Raw genomic sequence first — 18,032 nt, 5'->3', positions numbered from 1 at the left:
ACTTTACGACGTAAAAACTACTATTAAGTTATATCAATACAATGTAACGCATCCAGTAAGGATAACGAATGAGTCAAGTCAGCTTAACGTACAACCCTGTTGAAGACCGCATGCTACTCATCGTTTCTAATAATATAAACCATCCACAATGGTGGCTTACTCGTCACATGTGTAAGAAATTATTAGAAATGCTTAATGCAGAATTAACCCTGCAATATGAGTTAGATAAAATTCAATCGCAGTATAAAGATAATAAAATGGCTTCAGATTCGTCATTTGCAGATAAGCATCAACGCGCATTACATGACGCGGCGGGTCGAACCGAAACACAAAAAAAATCAACACCAGCACAACCCGATGCATTACTCACAACACGAATATCTTTAGATAAAAAGCCAGATAATTTGGTCGCCTTATATATTTACTCACGAGAAAATCACGGTATCTGCTTGGATCTCGATAATAACGGCTTACATATATTTTTAGATATGATGCTAAAGGTAGCTGTCAAAGGGGAATGGGGGCTAAAACAAGCGCGATCAATAGAGAATAAATTAATCGAATAGAGTCCTGTCATGCAGATGAAAGATAGAGTGATGATAGTGATAATCCTAAATTATCACTATCATCATTGATTATTCTTTATTCATTATTCATTATCATCATTACTACGACGAGTTAATTGCTCGCGTAAGTTTGGTGGAATACCAACAATCGTCAGCGTATCTGTTTGAGCATCATAACTAATGCGCTCGCCCATTAACTTTTGATCAAAACTCACACTCAAACCACCGCCCTGTCCGACATACTTAGTCAGTTTACGTACCGCACCACGGTCTGCAGGAAAGCTGTCTTCAAGCTCATATGCTTCTGATGCATATTGATAAAAGTCGCGCGATGATACGTCGGCTAAATGATCAGATAGATCCTTAACTTCAATTTCATTACCTTCTTTAATTTGCTCGTTACAATATTGCGCCACTTGCTCACGTGCTTGGATCGCTTCTTCAGCATCAAGTTCTGCAACATGACAAAACTCATCAACAGCGCGCATTAAGCCTGCATTTTGCAATTTAGCGTCCATGCCTTCCGTACAACCGAGGAAATCTAAGAAGAAATCAGACACTTTACGTCCTGCTCGACCTTTAATAAACGATAAATAACGTTTTGAATCGCTATTTTGACGCCATTCAGTCAAATCGATTTTTGCGGCAAGTTGTACTTTAGAAAGCTCAAGGTAATGTGTATTACTCAGATCAAGTTGCTCAGTTACCATTACACTGTCTTTATTTTCTAATAACGCAACAATCAAGTAATCCGATGCCATCCAGTTGTAGTGTACAAAAGACAGAATACCCTGCGTAACAAAGTCATATTTAAGTAACTCACCCACCAATAAACTTGACGCTGCGCTCGAAAAATCAACAAAATTACTTTCTTCGTCCATGAATTTACGCAGTTCAACTTCAAAAGGTAGACGACTGTTGTCTTCTTCTGCGCATTTAAAATAGCCAAAACCTTTCGCTGGCTTCGCGTTATAAATTCGATGTAATTCACTTGCAAGTTCTTCAACCGGTTGCGAATTAACCAGTTCTTCACTGCGTGGGTAGCATTTCAACTCGCCTTCGGTGTTAAAGGCTAAAGAATGTAGAATAATGTTATTTAATTTTAGCTGCATATATTTAAAGTATTAGAGTTAATGAATCCTGTGAGGTATTATAATCATCTTTGACCATTCATACATTAAAAGATTAAATTATGCCTATAGTTTCTAAATACAAAAATGATAAAGTTGAACAAATTATTGATGAAGTTATTGATGTACTAGAAAAACACGATGCACCATTAGACCTTGGTTTAATGGTTCTTGGTAATTCAGCTGCAAACATCATCAATGCATCTTTATCACCAAAGCAACGCCAAGCTGTTGCTGAAAAATTTGCTAAAGCACTTGTTGCTTCAGTAAAGTCAAAAGATACATCACATTAATTAAAATGATAGGCAAGGATGCCTTGTCATTTATGATTACTCATTACATTATTAAAGCACATTAGAGACAGCAGTTTAACTTATGCTAGAAACAGGACATCATTATCGCGATCAGGTCTCCAAAATTATCAGTTGGGGTCATTGGTTTAGTTTAGTCAATATCTTACTGGCAATCGTTTTTGCATCACGATATCTTTTCATTGCCGATTGGCCTGAAACGATACTTGGTCAAGCCTATTCGCTAATTAGTCTGCTTGGTCACTTCAGCTTTATTATCTTTCTTTTATATCTGGTTATCATCTTTCCAGTCAGTTTTTTGATACCATTCCCACGCGCGTTACGCTTTCTAACAGTCATCTTTGCGACTGTGGGACTGTCTCTGTTAATCATTGATACCGAGATATTTAAACTTTATAACTTACATATTAACCCCATTATCTTTGAGATTTTGCTGGGTGAAAGTGAACAAACCCTTAATTCAGATTGGCAATCATTCTTTGTTTTTGTCCCTTTCTTATTCCTGTTTGAATTACTGATTTCAAGTTTCCTTTGGCATAGATTAAGACGCTTGAGTCGTTTTAAGCTGGGCCCTATTATTGCCATTTTCTTTTTCTGCTGTTTCCTAACCGGACATCTACTTCATATGTGGGCAGATGCAGCCGTTTACCGCCCTATTACCGCACAAAAAGCAAACTTCCCATTAGCCTACCCAATGACAGCAAGAACCTTCCTTGTTAAATATGGTTGGCTAGATAAAGCTGCATTTGATAAACGTGTAAGTAATACAAAGAATTTAACCGACTCACGACTTGATTACCCTAAAAATCCATTAGACATAAATAAGAGCAGCCAAAAACTAAATGTCTTGTTGATTAACATCAGTACACTTAGAGCCGATATGCTCAATGACAGCGTAATGCCAGAAATGTCAAAACTGTCGCGCAAGGGCCTACAGTTTAAGAGTCACTTTAGTACCAGTAACGATGACTCATTGGGTAACTTTGGGATCATGTACGGTCTTGCTCCACAATATTGGGGTGATATCGAAATATCAGCAAAATCACCCTTCATGCTCGATTACTTTACTCAAGCAAACTATAACTTAGGTATTTTTAATACTGAGAAATTGTCAGAGCATAAACAGAACCAAACGACGTTCATTAACTTAGATAATCCTCAAACAACAATTGTAGAAGGTACTAATGATGATAGAAAGACTGTCGAAAAGACTCGTGACTGGTTGAGAGAACAGGATAAAACAACACCTTGGTTTGCTTATATTAGCCTGGATTCAGTGCAAAATATGAATACGCCAGATGGCTTTCCAGCGCTGTTTTATCCTAATATTCAAGATCTAAATAGCCAAGCAAGCAATCGCCAAATTGCGCTATTTAATAGCTATAGAAATAGCGTGAGTTACGTTGATAAGGCCATAGCAAAAATCATCTATGAGTTAAAATCATCTGAGCAATATGATAATACTGTCATTATATTCACCGCTAATCACGGTAATGAATTCAATGATTCAGAAGATCATTCATGGGGTTACGGTAGTAATTATTCAACTTATCAAACTCAAGTTCCCTTGTTTATCGTGTGGCCAAACAAAGAACCAAACGTAATAAATCAAGATACGAGTCATACTGATTTAGTCCCGACTATTTTGACTAATCTATCTGCTGTCAACAATCCTATTTCAGATTACAGCAATGGTATCGATTTATTTTCTGGCGACTTTAAGACATGGCAATTGCTCGGTAATAAGAATAACTTTGTAATCCTACAAGAAGACACTATTACATTATTTTCTTACCAAGGTCTATTTAGCCGCCAAGGAAATCATGATGTACGTAATCGTAGTGATTATAAACCGATTCCACGAACAGCGATGCATGAAGCTAAATTCAAGCAAGTACTTAATGAGCTAAACTACTTCTATAAGGCTGCGCCAGCTCAAACTGAGAATTAAGCGATCACCATATATGCTTGTTGTGCGGATAAGACTGTTAAACGTCTTGTCCGCATTAAAGTATCAATCCATAATTGATTCAAATTAGTCGTCACCCTTGCGCAATTAACATGTCCATGTATCGTAAATTTAACATCATGGATGTGAAACATTTTCCCCTGCTTAACTTCCTGATATTGTTTTGTCGACCACAAGCAATCTTTTAATAACGCTAAGTTTGCTGTATCTGAATATTGTAATTCAGACCAATTAACCGGTGCGTTAGCATGACAAACACCGATACTTCCATATTGAGATTCAATGGTGAATGCAATTGGGCAATGCGCTTCGATTAGTAGCCTCAATTTAGCTTGTTCTTCTGCCGTGCATTGAAAAAACCACTCACCACCGGCATTACGATGAATGCGAGCTAACTCACTCGCTTCATCTGCTAATAACATCTCTTCATGATTCCCTCGAACGGCATAAAACCAAGGTTCATTCAATAACTCAAGACACGCTATAGAATCAGCGCCTCGATCAATAATATCGCCAACAGAAAACAAGCGATCACACTCAAAATTAAACTGACATTGCGCTAATGTAGCTAATAACAAATCATATTCACCATGGATGTCTCCCACAAAGAAATCCTGCCCTTTATGATTAATTGGTATATTTTTATGTATTCGCATTTTCTACCTCATTAGACGTATTCAACAACATTTTATTTTTGCTATAGAGCTCACGTTAATCCTGTCATAAGTTAACGCTAACACGAGTTAATCAACGAAACCCTCTCTAAATACAACAGCCTAGTAATTTTACTAGTATTATTTAGTTACATACCTACAGTATGGTACATACAATGATAACAACATCTTGATAACATATTTAAACCGTTAGTATTAAAGAATACTGATCAGAGCATCAAAGATATTCTAAAACTAATATAGTGCTTTATGCACAATCTTGATGTGAAATTAACGATTAAGCAGTAGGGGTAATAAATGTCGAGTACTAACTTTGATTTTGACCAGATTATTATTGGATCCGGTTTTGGTGGTTCAGCCAGCGCATTGCGTTTAACAGAAAAAGGATTTCGAGTATTAGTATTAGAACGTGGTAAACGTATTCAAACTAAAGATTTTTCTCGCACAAGTTGGAACTTAAAACGTTTCATGTGGCTACCACAATTAGGACTAACAGGTCCTTTTACACTCTCTGTCACACGAAAAATTAACTTGGTTCACGGCAGTGCTGTCGGCGGTGGGTCAACAGTTTACGGTAATACCCACCTTATTCCCGATGCAGACATATTTGCAGATCCGTCATGGACAGGCATGCATGAAGATTGGCACTCACGTCTCAGCCCTTATTACGCTTTAGCACAACGCATGATTGGCGTACAAAAAAATCGCTTCTTTGGCCCAGCAGACCTTATCTTAAAAGATGTAGCAGTCGATATGGGACGAGAAGATAGCTTTAAAACCGTTTATAGCGGCCTACTCTATCCAAAAGGTGAAGATAAAGTTTCACGTAACATTGATGTAGAGCGTTTAGGTGAAGATCGTGGTGACCCTTACTTCAATGGTGATGGTCCAAAACGTAATAGCTGTACTTACTGCGGTAACTGCATGTCTGGCTGTCGTCATAATGCAAAAAATAGTTTGGATAAGAACTACCTCTACTTTGCAGAACGCAATGGTGCAGAAATACGCCCAGAATCAAATGTCACCAAGATTGAACCAATTGCTGATGAGAACGGTGTTAAAGACGGTAGCGCTGGTTATACCATTCATATTACCGAAGGATTAGGTCTATTTAATAAGAAAAAATATACGCTAACTACACGTGGCGTTGTCGTCTCTGGTGGTGTATTCGGTACGATGCCGTTATTACTTAGAATGCGAGATGTAGAAAAAACATTACCTAACCTAAGCCCGAACCTCGGTCAAAATGTACTAACCAACTCAGAAACACTGCTAACCGTTTCACACGATCGCTTAACCCAACAAGAGCAAAAAGAAGAAGTGTGGAATGGTACGGCCATTACCTCAATATTCTCACCGGATGATGAAACAAAAGTTGAAATTGTACGTTATGCGAAAGGCAGTGATGCTTCTTTTGCAGGTGCGATGGCGGTTCCACTAACATCAAAACACGCTGGTATCCCCCGTTCAATGACGATGCTTATGAACATTGCTAAGCAGCCAATTAAAACATTAAAAATGGCAAACCCAATTGGTAAAGCAAAAGACACCATTATCTTGTTAGTAATGCAAACAGCACAAAATAATATCCACTTAGAAAGTAAGCGCGCATGGTATTCCCCTTTTAAGAAAACATGGTTACCAGTACAACATAAGGGAGATACTAAACTAAGAAACTACTTCCCTATCGCGCACAAAGTCGCAGAGCATTACGTTAAACATTCTGGTGGTAATGCCGGTAATCTTGCTTTAGAAGTGATTGCAGGTACACCTATCACAGCACACATGATGGGTGGTGCTAGAATGGGTAAAGATCCAAAAACAGCCGTCCTTGATGATTCAGGGCAAACGTATGGGTACAAAAACTTAAGAATCCTCGATGGTTCAATTATCGCGGGTAATTTAGGGGTGAATCCATCGCTGACTATTCTCGCGCTAACTGAACATGCGATGGCACAAATTCCAGTATTTGATGCAGAAAGAGCGGCAAAGATTAAACCTATCTACTTTTCAGCAGCACTCGCTGGTAATCCATCACTTGTTCAAACAGCTGGCGTACCGGATATCCTAGCCAAAGCTGTTTAAGCATTCATATTATTACGACAAACAAGAACTCGTTGGATTAATTAAAGCGAGTTTTTGTTTCCGTGATAACTGTTTAATCGCATATTCTCGCTTACTTGCCCTACTCCGGTCAGGTTGTATTTCTGTATAAGCAATTCGAATCGGTTTTGCCCGACGAAAAAATTTTGCCCCCGTCCCTTTACAATGCTGCTGATAACGCCTTTCCATATCCGTTGTAATCCCACAATACAGACCCGCGTCTGTTTCAATAAGATACACAATCCATAAACTCGCTTCCACTTTAGTCAAAACTGAACCTTTTATACTTATACCAATCATAATAAAGAGATAATCATGACTGCAAATTAAATCGATATTGAGCACGCTCTGCTTATCGTTTAACAACAGTTGTAATGAGAATAACAGCTTATACTATGAATATTTGAGTGTTATTTAATTATTCACATTCTATTACTTTCTAATCTCAGATAGAATAATCATCCACACGGCGAGAAGTATTTAAAAATAATATGTTACGAACTTACCTTTACTGCATGACACTCCTCTTCATTAGCATCAATGCGAATGCGAACACGGATGAAATTGCGCCTTTAAAAAAATTGCTACCTTCAGGTACAAATGTTGCCTATATCATTGGACAACCTTTAGATTCAACGACAAGCGCCAGTACTGCATTATTCAGTCAAGATAACGCAGACCTTCTATTAACTCCGGCATCGACACAAAAGCTACTGACAGCATTAACAGCAAAGCTTTTTCTCACTGACAACTATACTTTTAATACCAGCTTGCACGGCAATATAAATAAACAGCGCTTAAATAATGCAGAGTTTAATTTTACTGGAGATCCCACCTTCACACGCAAAGACTTACGCAATATGCTTAAGCAATTAAAAGCAAAAGGGGTTAACCAGATTAACGGTGACATTATCCTCAATCAGAGTCGCTTTAATGGTTACAATTGGGGTAATGGCCAAGTTTGGAATGACCAAGCTGTCTGCTATGCAACGCAGGCATCCGCGCTAGTCATCAATAATAACTGTGTATTAGGTAATCTTAAGCGCTCTGCAGACATGACAAAGGCTACGATTTATATTCCCGACTATGAGCCTGTTATATTAAACAGCCAAGTGCATATTCTCACTAAAGAGCAGCAACAAGCACAATTTTGTGATTTAGAGGTCACACGTCATCCTAACAATAATTACACGCTATTTGGCTGTATCACCCCCTCTAAACGTAACCTTCCGCTGTCATTTGCTATTTCTGACCCTGCGACTTACTTTACAGCATTGCTTAAAGATGAATTAACACAGGCAAGAATAGCATTTACAGGCAAGGTTGTTGAAAGCAAGAAAGCAGTAAAAACAGCAACGATCATAAATCAACAATCGGCACCATTACCAGACATTATCACTGAAATGATGAAAGAGTCGGACAACTTAATTGCTGATATATTATTCAAAACAATAGGCGCGGAATACTTCCAACAGGCAGGTAATTATCGTAATGGGGCTAAAGCTATGCGCTTAATCCTGGCGGATAAAGACATTTCACTCGCATCGAGTGTGATTGCAGATGGTTCAGGTCTGTCACGCCACAATTTAGTATCAGCTCAAACCATGTTTAATGTACTTGAGTATATTATTAACCATGACGATGAGCTGAAGTTGTTAGAGACTATGCCAATATCAGGTGTGGACGGAACATTGCAATATCGTAGAGGATTACTCACTAAAAAATTGGCCGGTAAAATTGCCGCTAAAACGGGTTCTTTAAAAGGCTTATCAAATTTAGTCGGTATTGTGAAAACAGAAAAGAATCACAGGGTACCCTTTGTTCTAATGGTAAGCGGTTACAATCCTAAAAATATAGAACTATCGAATAAGGATAAACCGAGGCAGCCCTCTCCTCTCACACAATATTCCGCAGCGTTCTTTAATACTATCGTGTCTAATTACTAAGTATTAGTAACGTATCTCGATCTGGAAATACAAAAATGGCGAACAACTCACGGATTACCGTTTTGTTGTTCGCCATTTTTGTATCGATGAACTGCTTAAATCATACCAATGTATTTACTTAATAAATCACCAGTATTAATCAATTCGATTAGCTAGACCAATAGCCTTCATCTAGTGATTCTTCACGTTCCGGTAAACCTTTTAATAAACGTGGAGAATGCTGTGCTAACACTTCATAACTTACACGGTTTGCATATTTACATAACTGTGAAAGTGATGAATAAGCAAGGCAGCTCGCCGTATGCTTATCAGAGTTAGGCACGATGTCTCTGTGGTAAGAATTCGCTAACATATCATGTAAAATAGCAGATAGCGCACCATCACCAGCACCATTGGTGTTTTTGATTTCAACTGGTCCACCTAAATATGGTGCAATATGTGAATACATTTTTAATGGCTCAGTTGTATCAGCTAAGCGCATTGGACGGCTGTATTCATAACGGTTAAATTCGGCAATTGCGCCCGGTAATAACTGTCCGCTTGTTTCACGTTTAAACTTCTCATCCGTATAACCAGCCATATATAGGCCTTCAGCACCTGCAGTACAAAGCACAAGGTCACACCATTCCAAAGCCGCATCTGCAGCTAATAATGGATCAGTAAAGCCAGTTAACGCTTCACCTTCATCTTCATTCATTGCGATAACAGTAACGTATTCGTTAATGAAATCTTGCCACCACTTTTCATTACCTTCAATAATGAAGCGCGTGCCCAATGTAAGAATGATTGGAATATTAAGGTATTTAGCCTGCTCAACCATATGCATTGCAGCTTCTTTAATTGGATCATCTTCTGCACAACGCAATAAGTAAGCAGAGATAAGTAATCCAGAGCTTTTTTGTAATTGATCAACAGGTAAATGCTCTTTACTTAACTTATTCATTAAGCCAGCATTGATACCGAAACTACGATCACCATCTGAAGAAATAAATGTAAAGCAACGCCCGATTGGACCGTTCACAGGTTGCAAGTAATTAAGGTTTACCTTGCTGCTGGTATTACATAGATATTGGTATGCATAGCTGCCGATTTTAATTTGATCACACATAGTACCAAATAGAAGCGACTGAGATTCAGATAGAATGGCATAGTTATGAAGTGTATTCGCTACTGTACCACCAGCAAACTCACTCACGATAAGGTCGTTCTGCTTTAATTCTGTATAAATTTGCTCGGCTATTTCATCACTGATCATCAGTGACTCACCCTTTCTCAAACCAAAGCGAGTTAAAAACTCATCTTCGACATGAGCTTCAATATCAACGAGTGTCTGATCAATACCGCATAATACAGGTTGAGCTACACTTGCAGCGTCTACCGGTTTGACAAATGGATTGCCTGTATTTACAGGAAAGTAATGCTTAGACTTGCGTTGACCGGGAAATTTCATATTTGAACCAGCATGAGAGAATAAAAGGGGGCTGATTTTACCAGTCTAATTCTGAAATACCAGTAAAACCAAATTAATGATCCAATTATTAACCATATTCCGGTCAATCACATAGATTTATGCGAAAAAAATAGAAAATAAGACTACGATTGTCGAATTGTTACGACAAAATCACCACCCATTTTATTACTATCACTACCACGAATAACAAAACTGCGACTCGCGAGATCGAATTTACACTCGTGCCAAGCGCAGGTAAAGTTCATCATATACCCTATTTGAGTTAGGTCATCATTGGGGTCAAGCCGAATAGTCCCTTCGCAATAACCCGCAAGAACGAAACTCACAAGTGTCTCGACACTGCATTTACGTAATGGGCTAATGTATTCAACGAGGGCAAAAAACGAGGCGTTACCAAAATCATTGGTTGGTAAATCATGCGCAAGTAAATACTTACGCATATCTTTATGTTTAATCAAAATATCCTCCATGATTATCATGCCATCCTTGGCAATCCGTTAGGTGATATTCAAAAACACCTAACGCTATTACATCTACCGCTACATTTAACTCTTATTTAGTGAGAAAAGTTAAGTTGCATGTTATTCCAAACTCGACGTTGCGCATGAAACGCCTCTTTTAGTTGGCTTAATTGCAATTTAGTATCAGTGATCTGTTGTTCAAATTGAATTTTATCCAATTTTTCATTCAATGATTTTTTCTTTGATTCAAATAATACGACTTTTGCTTTATAAAAAGCGTTAAGTTTCTCACATAACACATCGTACTCTTGATTAAGACGTAAAATAACTTCTTCAGAATTAGGCAAGTGCTTCACTTTATCGTGACGACGTTTTAATTCCATCTTCAGTTTAGCTTGCTCAATACGTGCTTCTGGAACCATACGTAAATCACTGGCTAGATTACACCATGCTAAAACATTGATTAACCATTTAGTCGGATCATATTGATACCATTTAATACCGTTACGGTAATCTGTTTCAAAAATATGATGATAATTATGGTAACCCTCACCATGAGTGAAGATAGCTAGCAGTGCATTATCACGAGCAGTGTTACGATCTGTATAAGGCTGTGTGCCCCACATATGTGCCCATGAATTAATAAAGAACGTGAAATGATGGCTTAATACTAAACGTGCAACGCCTAATAATAATAAGCTCGCCCATACATCGCCATACAACAAACCAACTAAAATAGGCACACCTACATTCATTGCAAACGCAAGTACGTTATAGTATTTGTGCTGCCATACTGCGATAGCATCTTTTTGTAAATCACGAACATTCGTGTAATCAGTGTAAAGCATCGCGTTATATTCACGTAGCATCCAACCGATGTGTGAAAACCAAAACCCATGGCTCGCTGAGTACGGGTCTTTATCATCATGATCTACATGCTTGTGGTGACGACGGTGATCAGAGCTCCAATGAATTGCACTGTTTTGTAACGCAAACGCACCACCCAGAGCAAAAATCAATCGTACAGACCAATGTGCTTTATAAGTACGGTGAGACCAAAGTCTGTGGTAACCACCAGTGATCGATAACCCGCATACGAAAATACCAATAATCATGGCAACAATTTCGAATGTTTCAAATCCATAAACATAGCCATACCAAGGTACTGCCGTGATAGCAATAAGGAAGGTTGAAGCAAAAATTAGTACATTTAGCCAAATTAACGGTGGTTTTTTCATAACTATCTCTAACATCCTGATGAAGTAGTTTCACTTATAATAGCGAACAAGTGTAAGCTGAGTTGTTAATTAAAGCAATGCCGTGTTACAAAAACAGCTACATTATCGACTATTTTCTTTCCATATATTAAATATACGACACAAATCACGTTTTTAAGAAAACTGTCCGTACATAAAATAAGGTAGATTAAAATTACTTGAACAGAAGTCTTAACCATTAGTGACCGAAATCACTATTTACGTTAAACTAACGCCAGTTTATAAGACTATGGCAGGAAATTTTTCAGCTGCGATAGCAACCAAGTTTCAGGCCTACGTACTAAATAGCTAATTACGTAAACAGTAGTACTTAATTACGTACGCATGTAACTGCATATTAAAATCAAAAGGTATATTTCAAATGACCATTCAGTGGTACCCAGGGCACATGCACAAAGCCCGTAAAGAGATCGCGGAAGTAATGCCGCAAATGGACCTCATTATCGAAGTGCTTGATGCACGTATCCCTTATAGTAGTGAGAATCCAATGATCTCTGACTTACGTGGTGATACCCCTTGTATTAAAATTCTTAATAAGAGTGATCTTGCTGATCCAATTATTACAGCGCAATGGTTAGAGTACCTAGAATTAGAAGAAGGCGTTAAGGCGTATGCCTTTACTACACAAGAAGTACATGAGATCAAAAAGATCCCTGCACTAGCACGCCAATTAGTACCAAATAAAGAAGGTGCTGACAAAGTAATCAAAGCGATGATTATGGGTATTCCAAACGTGGGTAAATCAACCACGATTAATATCCTTGCTAACCGTATCATTGCTAAAACAGGTAATGAGCCAGCTGTGACTAAACAACAGCAACGCATCAAGCTGGATAACGGTATCGTATTATCAGATACCCCAGGAATGTTATGGCCAAAAGTACAAAACCCACTTTCAGGATATCGCTTAGCATCTACTGGCGCGATTAAAGATACTGCGATTGAATATGATGATATCGGTATGTATGCAGCTGAATACATGTGTAAAGCTTATCCAGAGGCGATGCGTGAGCGTTATAAACTCGATAATCTAGACAAAACAGATTTAGAACTGCTAGAAGATATTGGCCGTGGTCGTGGTTGTTTAGGTCCAGGTGGTTTTGTTGATTTAAACAAAGCAGCTGCAATTTTAATCAATGAATTACGTACAGCTAAAATCTGCCGCCTTAGCTTAGAAACACCAGCAATGGCTGAAGCAGAGAAAAAAGCTGTAATTGAGCGTTTAGCCCTTGAAGGCGAAAAAGTTAAAAAACGTAAGCCAAAGAAAAAACGTCGTTAATCTTTTCGTTCCGACAAGCTTGATTAAATAATATAATAAAAAAGCGCCTCTCGTTACAGTAACGAGTGGCGCTTTTTTTGATGAGTAATTAAACTAACTTTTCAGCTAGCTTAACTTTACTCTTTGTTTTTATTTGATGATTAGACGTACATCGTCGTCATCACCAAGTTCAATAATGAACTGCTTCTTATCCGCTTTAACAGAGCGACTAACCCATTCCAGTGGAATTGTGATTGAGCCCATTTCACCATCAAAAATTTCATCTTGATTCATTTGAAAATCAGCATCTTTCTCTGGGTGACAACCTTGTGCATACGCTAACGTACCACGATCAATTGGCGAGATATCGCTTGAGACATTGTTCATAATGAAAATGCCGTGCTCAGCCATCAAGGTTAATTGTGCTTTCAGTTTTTTAGGATTAAGTTGATTAACATCTGGCCAGAAGTTTAGACCGTTACTTAATGCTTCAACTTCCGTGTTGCCATGTTCATCAACAACTTTAGAACCTTTGAACTTACTCGCGTCCCAAAGATCATCATAAGTAGGGGTAAAAGTCTTTGCAGCAAGTGCTTCCGCTTCAATCGGCAAAACTTCATCAAGAGAAAATATAATTCGTTTCATTTTTGTCCGCTCTTTAATGACAAAAGCACAAACCAAAGTTTGTGCTTTATAATATGCTAGGACTATATACCTAAACAGCGGTGCAATGCAAGTCAGCTAACTGCTTGCTTATTTCACTGTACGTCGTGTAGCAACTGCGTCAGATAACTGTGCCATCATAGTTTCAGTGTCTGCCCAGCCAATACAAGCATCAGTGATACTTTGACCGTAAGTTTCAACTTTACCGTCAACAAGATCTTGGCGACCTTCAACTAAATGACTTTCAACCATCACGCCAAAGATACCTTTATTACCAGCACTAATTTGACCAGAAACATCTGTTGAAACATCCATTTGTTTTTGGAATTTCTTTTCGCTGTTTGCATGGCTAAAATCAATCATGATATTAATGTCTTGCTTCGCCGCTTCTAACTGAGTTGTAATTGTTGCTACATCGTCAGCAGAATAGTTTGTCGACTTATTGCCACCGCGTAGAATCAGGTGACAATCAGGGTTACCTGCTGTTGAGATAATCGCAGAGTGACCAAATTTAGTTACTGATAAGAAGTGGTGCGGTGCATTTGCACTACCAATTGCATCGATAGCAACTTTGATTGTACCGTCTGTACCGTTTTTGAAACCAACAGGGCAAGACATACCAGAAGCAAGTTCACGGTGAACTTGAGATTCTGTTGTACGTGCACCAATTGCGCCCCAACTCATTAGATCACCAACATATTGCGGTGTGATCATATCTAAGAACTCACCTGCAGTTGGTAGACCCATTGCATTAACATCAAGTAATAGTTTACGTGCAATACGTACACCATCATTTAATTGGAAGCTATCATCTAGATACGGGTCGTTGATTAATCCTTTCCAACCAACCGTTGTACGCGGTTTTTCAAAATAAACACGCATCACAATTTCAAGTGTATCTTTATATTTTTCACGTAATGCCACTAGTCGCTCTGCATATTCTAATGCAGCTTCAGTGTCATGAATAGAACAAGGCCCTACAATCACTAAAAGGCGATCATCTGCTTGTTTAAGAATTTGGCTAATGCTATTGCGTGATTCAAATACTGTTTTAGTCACATCATCAGAAGCAGGATATTTTTCTAACACTGCAATTGGCGGTAATAGTTCTTTAACTTCTCGAATTCTAACGTCGTCTGTTTGATAATGCATACTACTAATATTCCTTTATTCGCCCGTGGGCATTCATACTCTAATGTTATATTGTCCGCATTCAATGTAACGCCTATTTCACTCGGAAGCAATTAGAAATCACATAAAAATTCCATGGATATTCTAAGAAATATTCTTATCTTGTCGAGATTAAGGTAAAATCCACTATAAATTGGCTAAACTTGGAAACCCCATGCTATTAAAAACTGAAGACGAACTCATTGACTTTGCCTACGATACATTTCTAGACAGCGCGCAAAAAGAATTATCCCCTGCAGATCAAATCTTATTTGCAATGCAATTTGAAGACCGTGGTGCAGTTGATATCGTTGATTTAGGCAAAGATTGGCCAGCAAGTGTCGCAATGGGTATCAACGACAATGACTATTGTGAATTGCATATTGGACTTGTAGACGACAATGATCTACTAAATGATGTTTTCGGCCGTGTATTAGTAAAGAAAAAAGCCAACGATAAATTCATTCATATTCTTTGGAAAGCTGAATAATCAAACAGCAGTGACTTGCTTTCATCTCCAAATTAAGGAATATTAGCGTTAGAACACGCTGTAGAAGTCCAAGGAGATGGAATTGAGTCAACAAGATAACCAGTTAGTGCGGTGGTTTCGCCAGTCCGCACCCTACGTTAATGCCCACCGCGATAAAACAATTGTCCTCACACTCAGTGGTGAAGCGATTGCACACGCTAATTTTATTAATATCGTCAATGATATCGCCTTATTAAATATTCTCGGCATTCGTATCGTACTGGTCTTTGGTGCCCGTCCGCAAATCAACACCATATTGGCCCAACACAATTGTGAAAGTGTATTCCACAAGCGTCAGCGCGTAACAGACGAACAAGCTTTTCCACTAATTAAACAAGTTATTGGTCAACTTCAATTTGAGATCACAGCTGCGTTCTCAATGGGATTAGTTAACACTCAGATGCACGGTGTAAAAATTAATATTGTCAGTGGTAACTTTATTACAGCGCAACCGATTGGCGTTGATGAAGGCGTTGATTTTTGCCATACAGGCAGTGTCCGTCGTGTCGATACTGATGCACTTGAATATCAACTTGCTCAAAATGCAATTACCGTCGTCCCGCCACTTGGCTATTCAGTCACAGGTGAAAGCTTTAATTTGAGTGCGGAAGAAGTGGCGACTAAGATTGCCATTAAGCTTAATGCACATAAGTTGATTAGTTTCTGTTCAGCCCAAGGCGTTCTCGACTATAACGGTGAGCTTATTTCTGAAATGTTCCCAGAACAAGCACAAGAACGTTTAGCTGAACTTGACGCTGAAGGTGGTATTAATAGTGGTACAGCCTCTTATTTACGTGCCGCAATCAATGCGTCATTAGCAGGCGTTCCCCGCTGTCACTTAGTTAGCTATAAAACGGATGGTTCTCTATTACAAGAATTGTTCTCACGTGATGGTGTTGGTACGCAAATAGTACGCCAGAGCGCAGAACAAACACGTGCAGCGAGAGTGGAAGATGTAGCCGGTATCATGTTACTCACACAACCATTGGTTGAACAAGGCATGTTAGTTCAGCGTACAAGAGAACAATTTGTGCGTGATATTGAACATTTCACCGTGGTTGAACGCGATGGCACCATTATTGGATGCGCCTCACTGTATTGTTTCTCGGGAAATATTGCCGAAATGGCGAGTGTCGCGACACATCCGGAATATCGACGCTCAAGTCGTGGTGACTTGTTGGTTAAGGAAATCGAGAAACAAGCAAAAGAGCAAGGAATGGACAACCTCTTTGTACTGACAACCCACAGTATTCATTGGTTTAGAGAACGAGGATTTGAGCCTGTTGAATTGGAGCAATTACCCGTTGAAAAACAAGAGCTCTACAATTTACAACGTCGCTCAAAAATATTGATGAAGAAGTTGTAACTAAAAGCGTAGGTTAGCGCCTACGCTTTTATTTACACTTACACTTACACTTACACTTACACTTATACTACAACGTTAAACTTAATCGCGTATATTAGCGTAAATACTCACTCGCGACAGCATGTATGGCACGTATGTGTGCATCGTCATCATTCAGACACGCAATAAAATGATAATCTTCACCACCAGCATTCACAAACACTTCTTTATTCTCTATCGCCATTTCTTCTAATGTTTCTAAACAATCGACAGCAAATGCAGGCGCAAGAACATCTAGCGACTTAGTGCCACTTTCAGCCAATTTGACTAAGGTTTCATTCGTATATGGCTGTAACCACTCGGCTTTACCAAAGCGAGATTGATAGCAGTGAACAACATCCTCTTCAGATAATCCTAAGCGCGCGCATAATAGCTTAGTCGTTTCAACACAATGCTCTGCATAAATGTCACCTTGTTCAACCAAGAACTTAGGTATGCCATGGTAAGACAACAGCAGTTTCTCTGCCCTGCCCTTTTCTTGCCAATGACGTTCGATACTTAAGGCTAATGCATCGATAAAGAGCGCATTATTATGATAGTGTTTAACTAAACTCACACTTGGTGTATCAATCGTTGTTTGTATATAACGCGCAACCTGATCAAATACAGGTGCTGTTGTCGTCGACGAGTACTGCGGGTATAAAGGCAACACCACAATATGTTCGGAACCTGATTGCTGTAACGCTGTAATTGCATCTTTGATGCTGCGCTCACCATATGTCATCGCGAGTTCAACTTGCACATCTTGCCCTGCTTCGGCAAACAGAGCAGCTAACGCTTTTTGCTGCAACAGACTGTAGTGTAATAATGGAGAACCATCATCAAACCAGATTGACTGATAAGCTTTCGCTACACGTTTACTACGTAAAGGTAAAATGACACCGTTTAGTAATGGTAACCAGAATAATCGTGGAATGCTAACAACACGAGAATCAGACAGAAATGGTTTTAAAAAAGCTTTAACGCCCGCTGGTGTTGCCGATTCAGGCGTACCAAGGTTAACCAATAACACACTTTGCTTAGTCATATTACACATGATCACTATATCGTTTAACGAGTATCGTCATTCTATTCGATTAAACGTATCGGATCCAATAAC

The 18,032-nt window shown here is 38.8% G+C and carries 17 protein-coding genes; 8 read left to right on the top strand and 9 right to left on the bottom strand.

Annotation, left to right across the window (positions count from 1 at the left end; genetic code table 11):
• The first annotated feature begins 68 nt into the window (after positions 1 to 68).
• Positions 69 to 566: a hypothetical protein gene (locus HWV00_RS08190; protein ID WP_211685607.1), complete on the top strand. Its 498-nt coding sequence runs from the start codon at positions 69 to 71 to the stop codon at positions 564 to 566.
• A gap of 83 nt (positions 567 to 649) precedes the next feature.
• Here the strand turns inward: HWV00_RS08190 and yejK are convergent, their stop codons facing one another.
• Entirely contained in the window at positions 650 to 1,678 is a 1,029-nt protein-coding gene (yejK, locus tag HWV00_RS08185) for a nucleoid-associated protein YejK (RefSeq protein WP_211685606.1), read from the bottom strand.
• Positions 1,679 to 1,758: 80 nt separating this feature from the next.
• Here yejK and HWV00_RS08180 point away from each other — a divergent pair, with 80 nt between their 5' ends.
• On the top strand, positions 1,759 to 1,989 hold the full coding sequence (locus tag HWV00_RS08180; RefSeq protein WP_211685605.1) for a YejL family protein: 231 nt from the start codon (positions 1,759 to 1,761) through the stop codon (positions 1,987 to 1,989).
• An 82-nt stretch (positions 1,990 to 2,071) separates the two neighbouring features.
• Positions 2,072 to 3,958, top strand: a complete 1,887-nt coding sequence (locus tag HWV00_RS08175; protein WP_211685604.1) for a DUF3413 domain-containing protein — start codon at positions 2,072 to 2,074, stop codon at positions 3,956 to 3,958.
• On the opposite strand, the gene HWV00_RS08170 is transcribed toward HWV00_RS08175, so the two are convergent.
• A complete protein-coding gene (locus HWV00_RS08170) occupies positions 3,955 to 4,632 on the bottom strand; it encodes a metallophosphoesterase (RefSeq protein ID WP_211685603.1) in 678 nt (225 codons plus the stop codon). The genes HWV00_RS08175 and HWV00_RS08170 overlap by 4 nt on opposite strands.
• 315 nt (positions 4,633 to 4,947) lie before the next feature.
• Between HWV00_RS08170 and HWV00_RS08165 the strand changes: the two genes are divergently transcribed.
• On the top strand, positions 4,948 to 6,735 hold the full coding sequence (locus tag HWV00_RS08165) for a GMC oxidoreductase (protein WP_211685602.1): 1,788 nt from the start codon (positions 4,948 to 4,950) through the stop codon (positions 6,733 to 6,735).
• Between the two features lie 12 nt (positions 6,736 to 6,747).
• Here the strand turns inward: HWV00_RS08165 and HWV00_RS08160 are convergent, their stop codons facing one another.
• Entirely contained in the window at positions 6,748 to 6,942 is a 195-nt protein-coding gene (locus tag HWV00_RS08160) for a GIY-YIG nuclease family protein (protein ID WP_255555024.1), read from the bottom strand.
• Positions 6,943 to 7,268: 326 nt separating this feature from the next.
• On the opposite strand from HWV00_RS08160, the gene dacB reads away from it, so the two are divergent.
• The gene (gene dacB / locus HWV00_RS08155) at positions 7,269 to 8,699 is read left to right on the top strand and encodes a D-alanyl-D-alanine carboxypeptidase/D-alanyl-D-alanine-endopeptidase (RefSeq protein WP_211685600.1); all 1,431 of its coding nucleotides are present in this window, start codon (positions 7,269 to 7,271) and stop codon (positions 8,697 to 8,699) included.
• A 148-nt stretch (positions 8,700 to 8,847) separates the two neighbouring features.
• On the opposite strand, the gene HWV00_RS08150 is transcribed toward dacB, so the two are convergent.
• The 3 genes from HWV00_RS08150 to HWV00_RS08140 form a co-directional block, all read right to left on the bottom strand.
• On the bottom strand, positions 8,848 to 10,149 hold the full coding sequence (locus HWV00_RS08150) for an inosine/guanosine kinase (protein ID WP_211685599.1): 1,302 nt from the start codon (positions 10,147 to 10,149) through the stop codon (positions 8,848 to 8,850).
• A gap of 143 nt (positions 10,150 to 10,292) precedes the next feature.
• Complete coding sequence (locus HWV00_RS08145) at positions 10,293 to 10,628, bottom strand: hypothetical protein (protein WP_211685598.1); 336 nt, start codon at positions 10,626 to 10,628, stop codon at positions 10,293 to 10,295.
• 98 nt (positions 10,629 to 10,726) lie between these two features.
• A complete protein-coding gene (locus HWV00_RS08140; RefSeq protein WP_255554970.1) occupies positions 10,727 to 11,869 on the bottom strand; it encodes a fatty acid desaturase in 1,143 nt (380 codons plus the stop codon).
• A gap of 400 nt (positions 11,870 to 12,269) precedes the next feature.
• On the opposite strand from HWV00_RS08140, the gene ylqF reads away from it, so the two are divergent.
• Positions 12,270 to 13,187, top strand: a complete 918-nt coding sequence (ylqF, locus tag HWV00_RS08135) for a ribosome biogenesis GTPase YlqF (protein WP_211685596.1) — start codon at positions 12,270 to 12,272, stop codon at positions 13,185 to 13,187.
• A 129-nt stretch (positions 13,188 to 13,316) separates the two neighbouring features.
• On the opposite strand, the gene HWV00_RS08130 is transcribed toward ylqF, so the two are convergent.
• Complete coding sequence (locus tag HWV00_RS08130) at positions 13,317 to 13,811, bottom strand: DUF3085 domain-containing protein (RefSeq protein WP_211685595.1); 495 nt, start codon at positions 13,809 to 13,811, stop codon at positions 13,317 to 13,319.
• A gap of 108 nt (positions 13,812 to 13,919) precedes the next feature.
• Entirely contained in the window at positions 13,920 to 14,981 is a 1,062-nt protein-coding gene (gene aroG, locus HWV00_RS08125; RefSeq protein ID WP_211685594.1) for a 3-deoxy-7-phosphoheptulonate synthase AroG, read from the bottom strand.
• Between the two features lie 193 nt (positions 14,982 to 15,174).
• On the opposite strand from aroG, the gene HWV00_RS08120 reads away from it, so the two are divergent.
• Together HWV00_RS08120 and argA are read left to right on the top strand one after the other, a co-directional pair.
• Positions 15,175 to 15,489, top strand: a complete 315-nt coding sequence (locus tag HWV00_RS08120) for an HI1450 family dsDNA-mimic protein (protein ID WP_211685593.1) — start codon at positions 15,175 to 15,177, stop codon at positions 15,487 to 15,489.
• A 76-nt stretch (positions 15,490 to 15,565) separates the two neighbouring features.
• Complete coding sequence (gene argA, locus HWV00_RS08115) at positions 15,566 to 16,894, top strand: amino-acid N-acetyltransferase (protein ID WP_211685592.1); 1,329 nt, start codon at positions 15,566 to 15,568, stop codon at positions 16,892 to 16,894.
• Between the two features lie 94 nt (positions 16,895 to 16,988).
• Here the strand turns inward: argA and hemH are convergent, their stop codons facing one another.
• Positions 16,989 to 17,969: a ferrochelatase gene (hemH, locus tag HWV00_RS08110; RefSeq protein ID WP_211685591.1), complete on the bottom strand. Its 981-nt coding sequence runs from the start codon at positions 17,967 to 17,969 to the stop codon at positions 16,989 to 16,991.
• Positions 17,970 to 18,032 lie beyond the last annotated feature (63 nt).

It is taken from the genome of Moritella sp. 24 (assembly GCF_018219155.1).
Lineage (GTDB): Bacteria > Pseudomonadota > Gammaproteobacteria > Enterobacterales > Moritellaceae > Moritella.
This window is presented reverse-complemented; position numbering and strand designations above follow the sequence as displayed.

Bases quoted from the DNA above. Each gene is read 5' to 3' on its own strand.
- yejK (WP_211685606.1), bottom strand. From the start codon at position 1,678: ATGCAGCTAAAATTAAATAACATTATTCTACATTCTTTAGCCTTTAAC.
- HWV00_RS08150 (WP_211685599.1), bottom strand. From the start codon at position 10,149: ATGAAATTTCCCGGTCAACGCAAGTCTAAGCATTACTTTCCTGTAAAT.
- argA (WP_211685592.1), top strand. From the start codon at position 15,566: ATGGAATTGAGTCAACAAGATAACCAGTTAGTGCGGTGGTTTCGCCAG.
- aroG (WP_211685594.1), bottom strand. From the start codon at position 14,981: ATGCATTATCAAACAGACGACGTTAGAATTCGAGAAGTTAAAGAACTA.
- HWV00_RS08170 (WP_211685603.1), bottom strand. From the start codon at position 4,632: ATGCGAATACATAAAAATATACCAATTAATCATAAAGGGCAGGATTTC.
- HWV00_RS08120 (WP_211685593.1), top strand. From the start codon at position 15,175: ATGCTATTAAAAACTGAAGACGAACTCATTGACTTTGCCTACGATACA.
- hemH (WP_211685591.1), bottom strand. From the start codon at position 17,969: ATGTGTAATATGACTAAGCAAAGTGTGTTATTGGTTAACCTTGGTACG.
- ylqF (WP_211685596.1), top strand. From the start codon at position 12,270: ATGACCATTCAGTGGTACCCAGGGCACATGCACAAAGCCCGTAAAGAG.
- HWV00_RS08130 (WP_211685595.1), bottom strand. From the start codon at position 13,811: ATGAAACGAATTATATTTTCTCTTGATGAAGTTTTGCCGATTGAAGCG.
- HWV00_RS08190 (WP_211685607.1), top strand. From the start codon at position 69: ATGAGTCAAGTCAGCTTAACGTACAACCCTGTTGAAGACCGCATGCTA.
- HWV00_RS08175 (WP_211685604.1), top strand. From the start codon at position 2,072: ATGCTAGAAACAGGACATCATTATCGCGATCAGGTCTCCAAAATTATC.
- HWV00_RS08160 (WP_255555024.1), bottom strand. From the start codon at position 6,942: ATGGAAAGGCGTTATCAGCAGCATTGTAAAGGGACGGGGGCAAAATTT.
- HWV00_RS08180 (WP_211685605.1), top strand. From the start codon at position 1,759: ATGCCTATAGTTTCTAAATACAAAAATGATAAAGTTGAACAAATTATT.
- HWV00_RS08140 (WP_255554970.1), bottom strand. From the start codon at position 11,869: ATGAAAAAACCACCGTTAATTTGGCTAAATGTACTAATTTTTGCTTCA.
- HWV00_RS08165 (WP_211685602.1), top strand. From the start codon at position 4,948: ATGTCGAGTACTAACTTTGATTTTGACCAGATTATTATTGGATCCGGT.
- dacB (WP_211685600.1), top strand. From the start codon at position 7,269: ATGACACTCCTCTTCATTAGCATCAATGCGAATGCGAACACGGATGAA.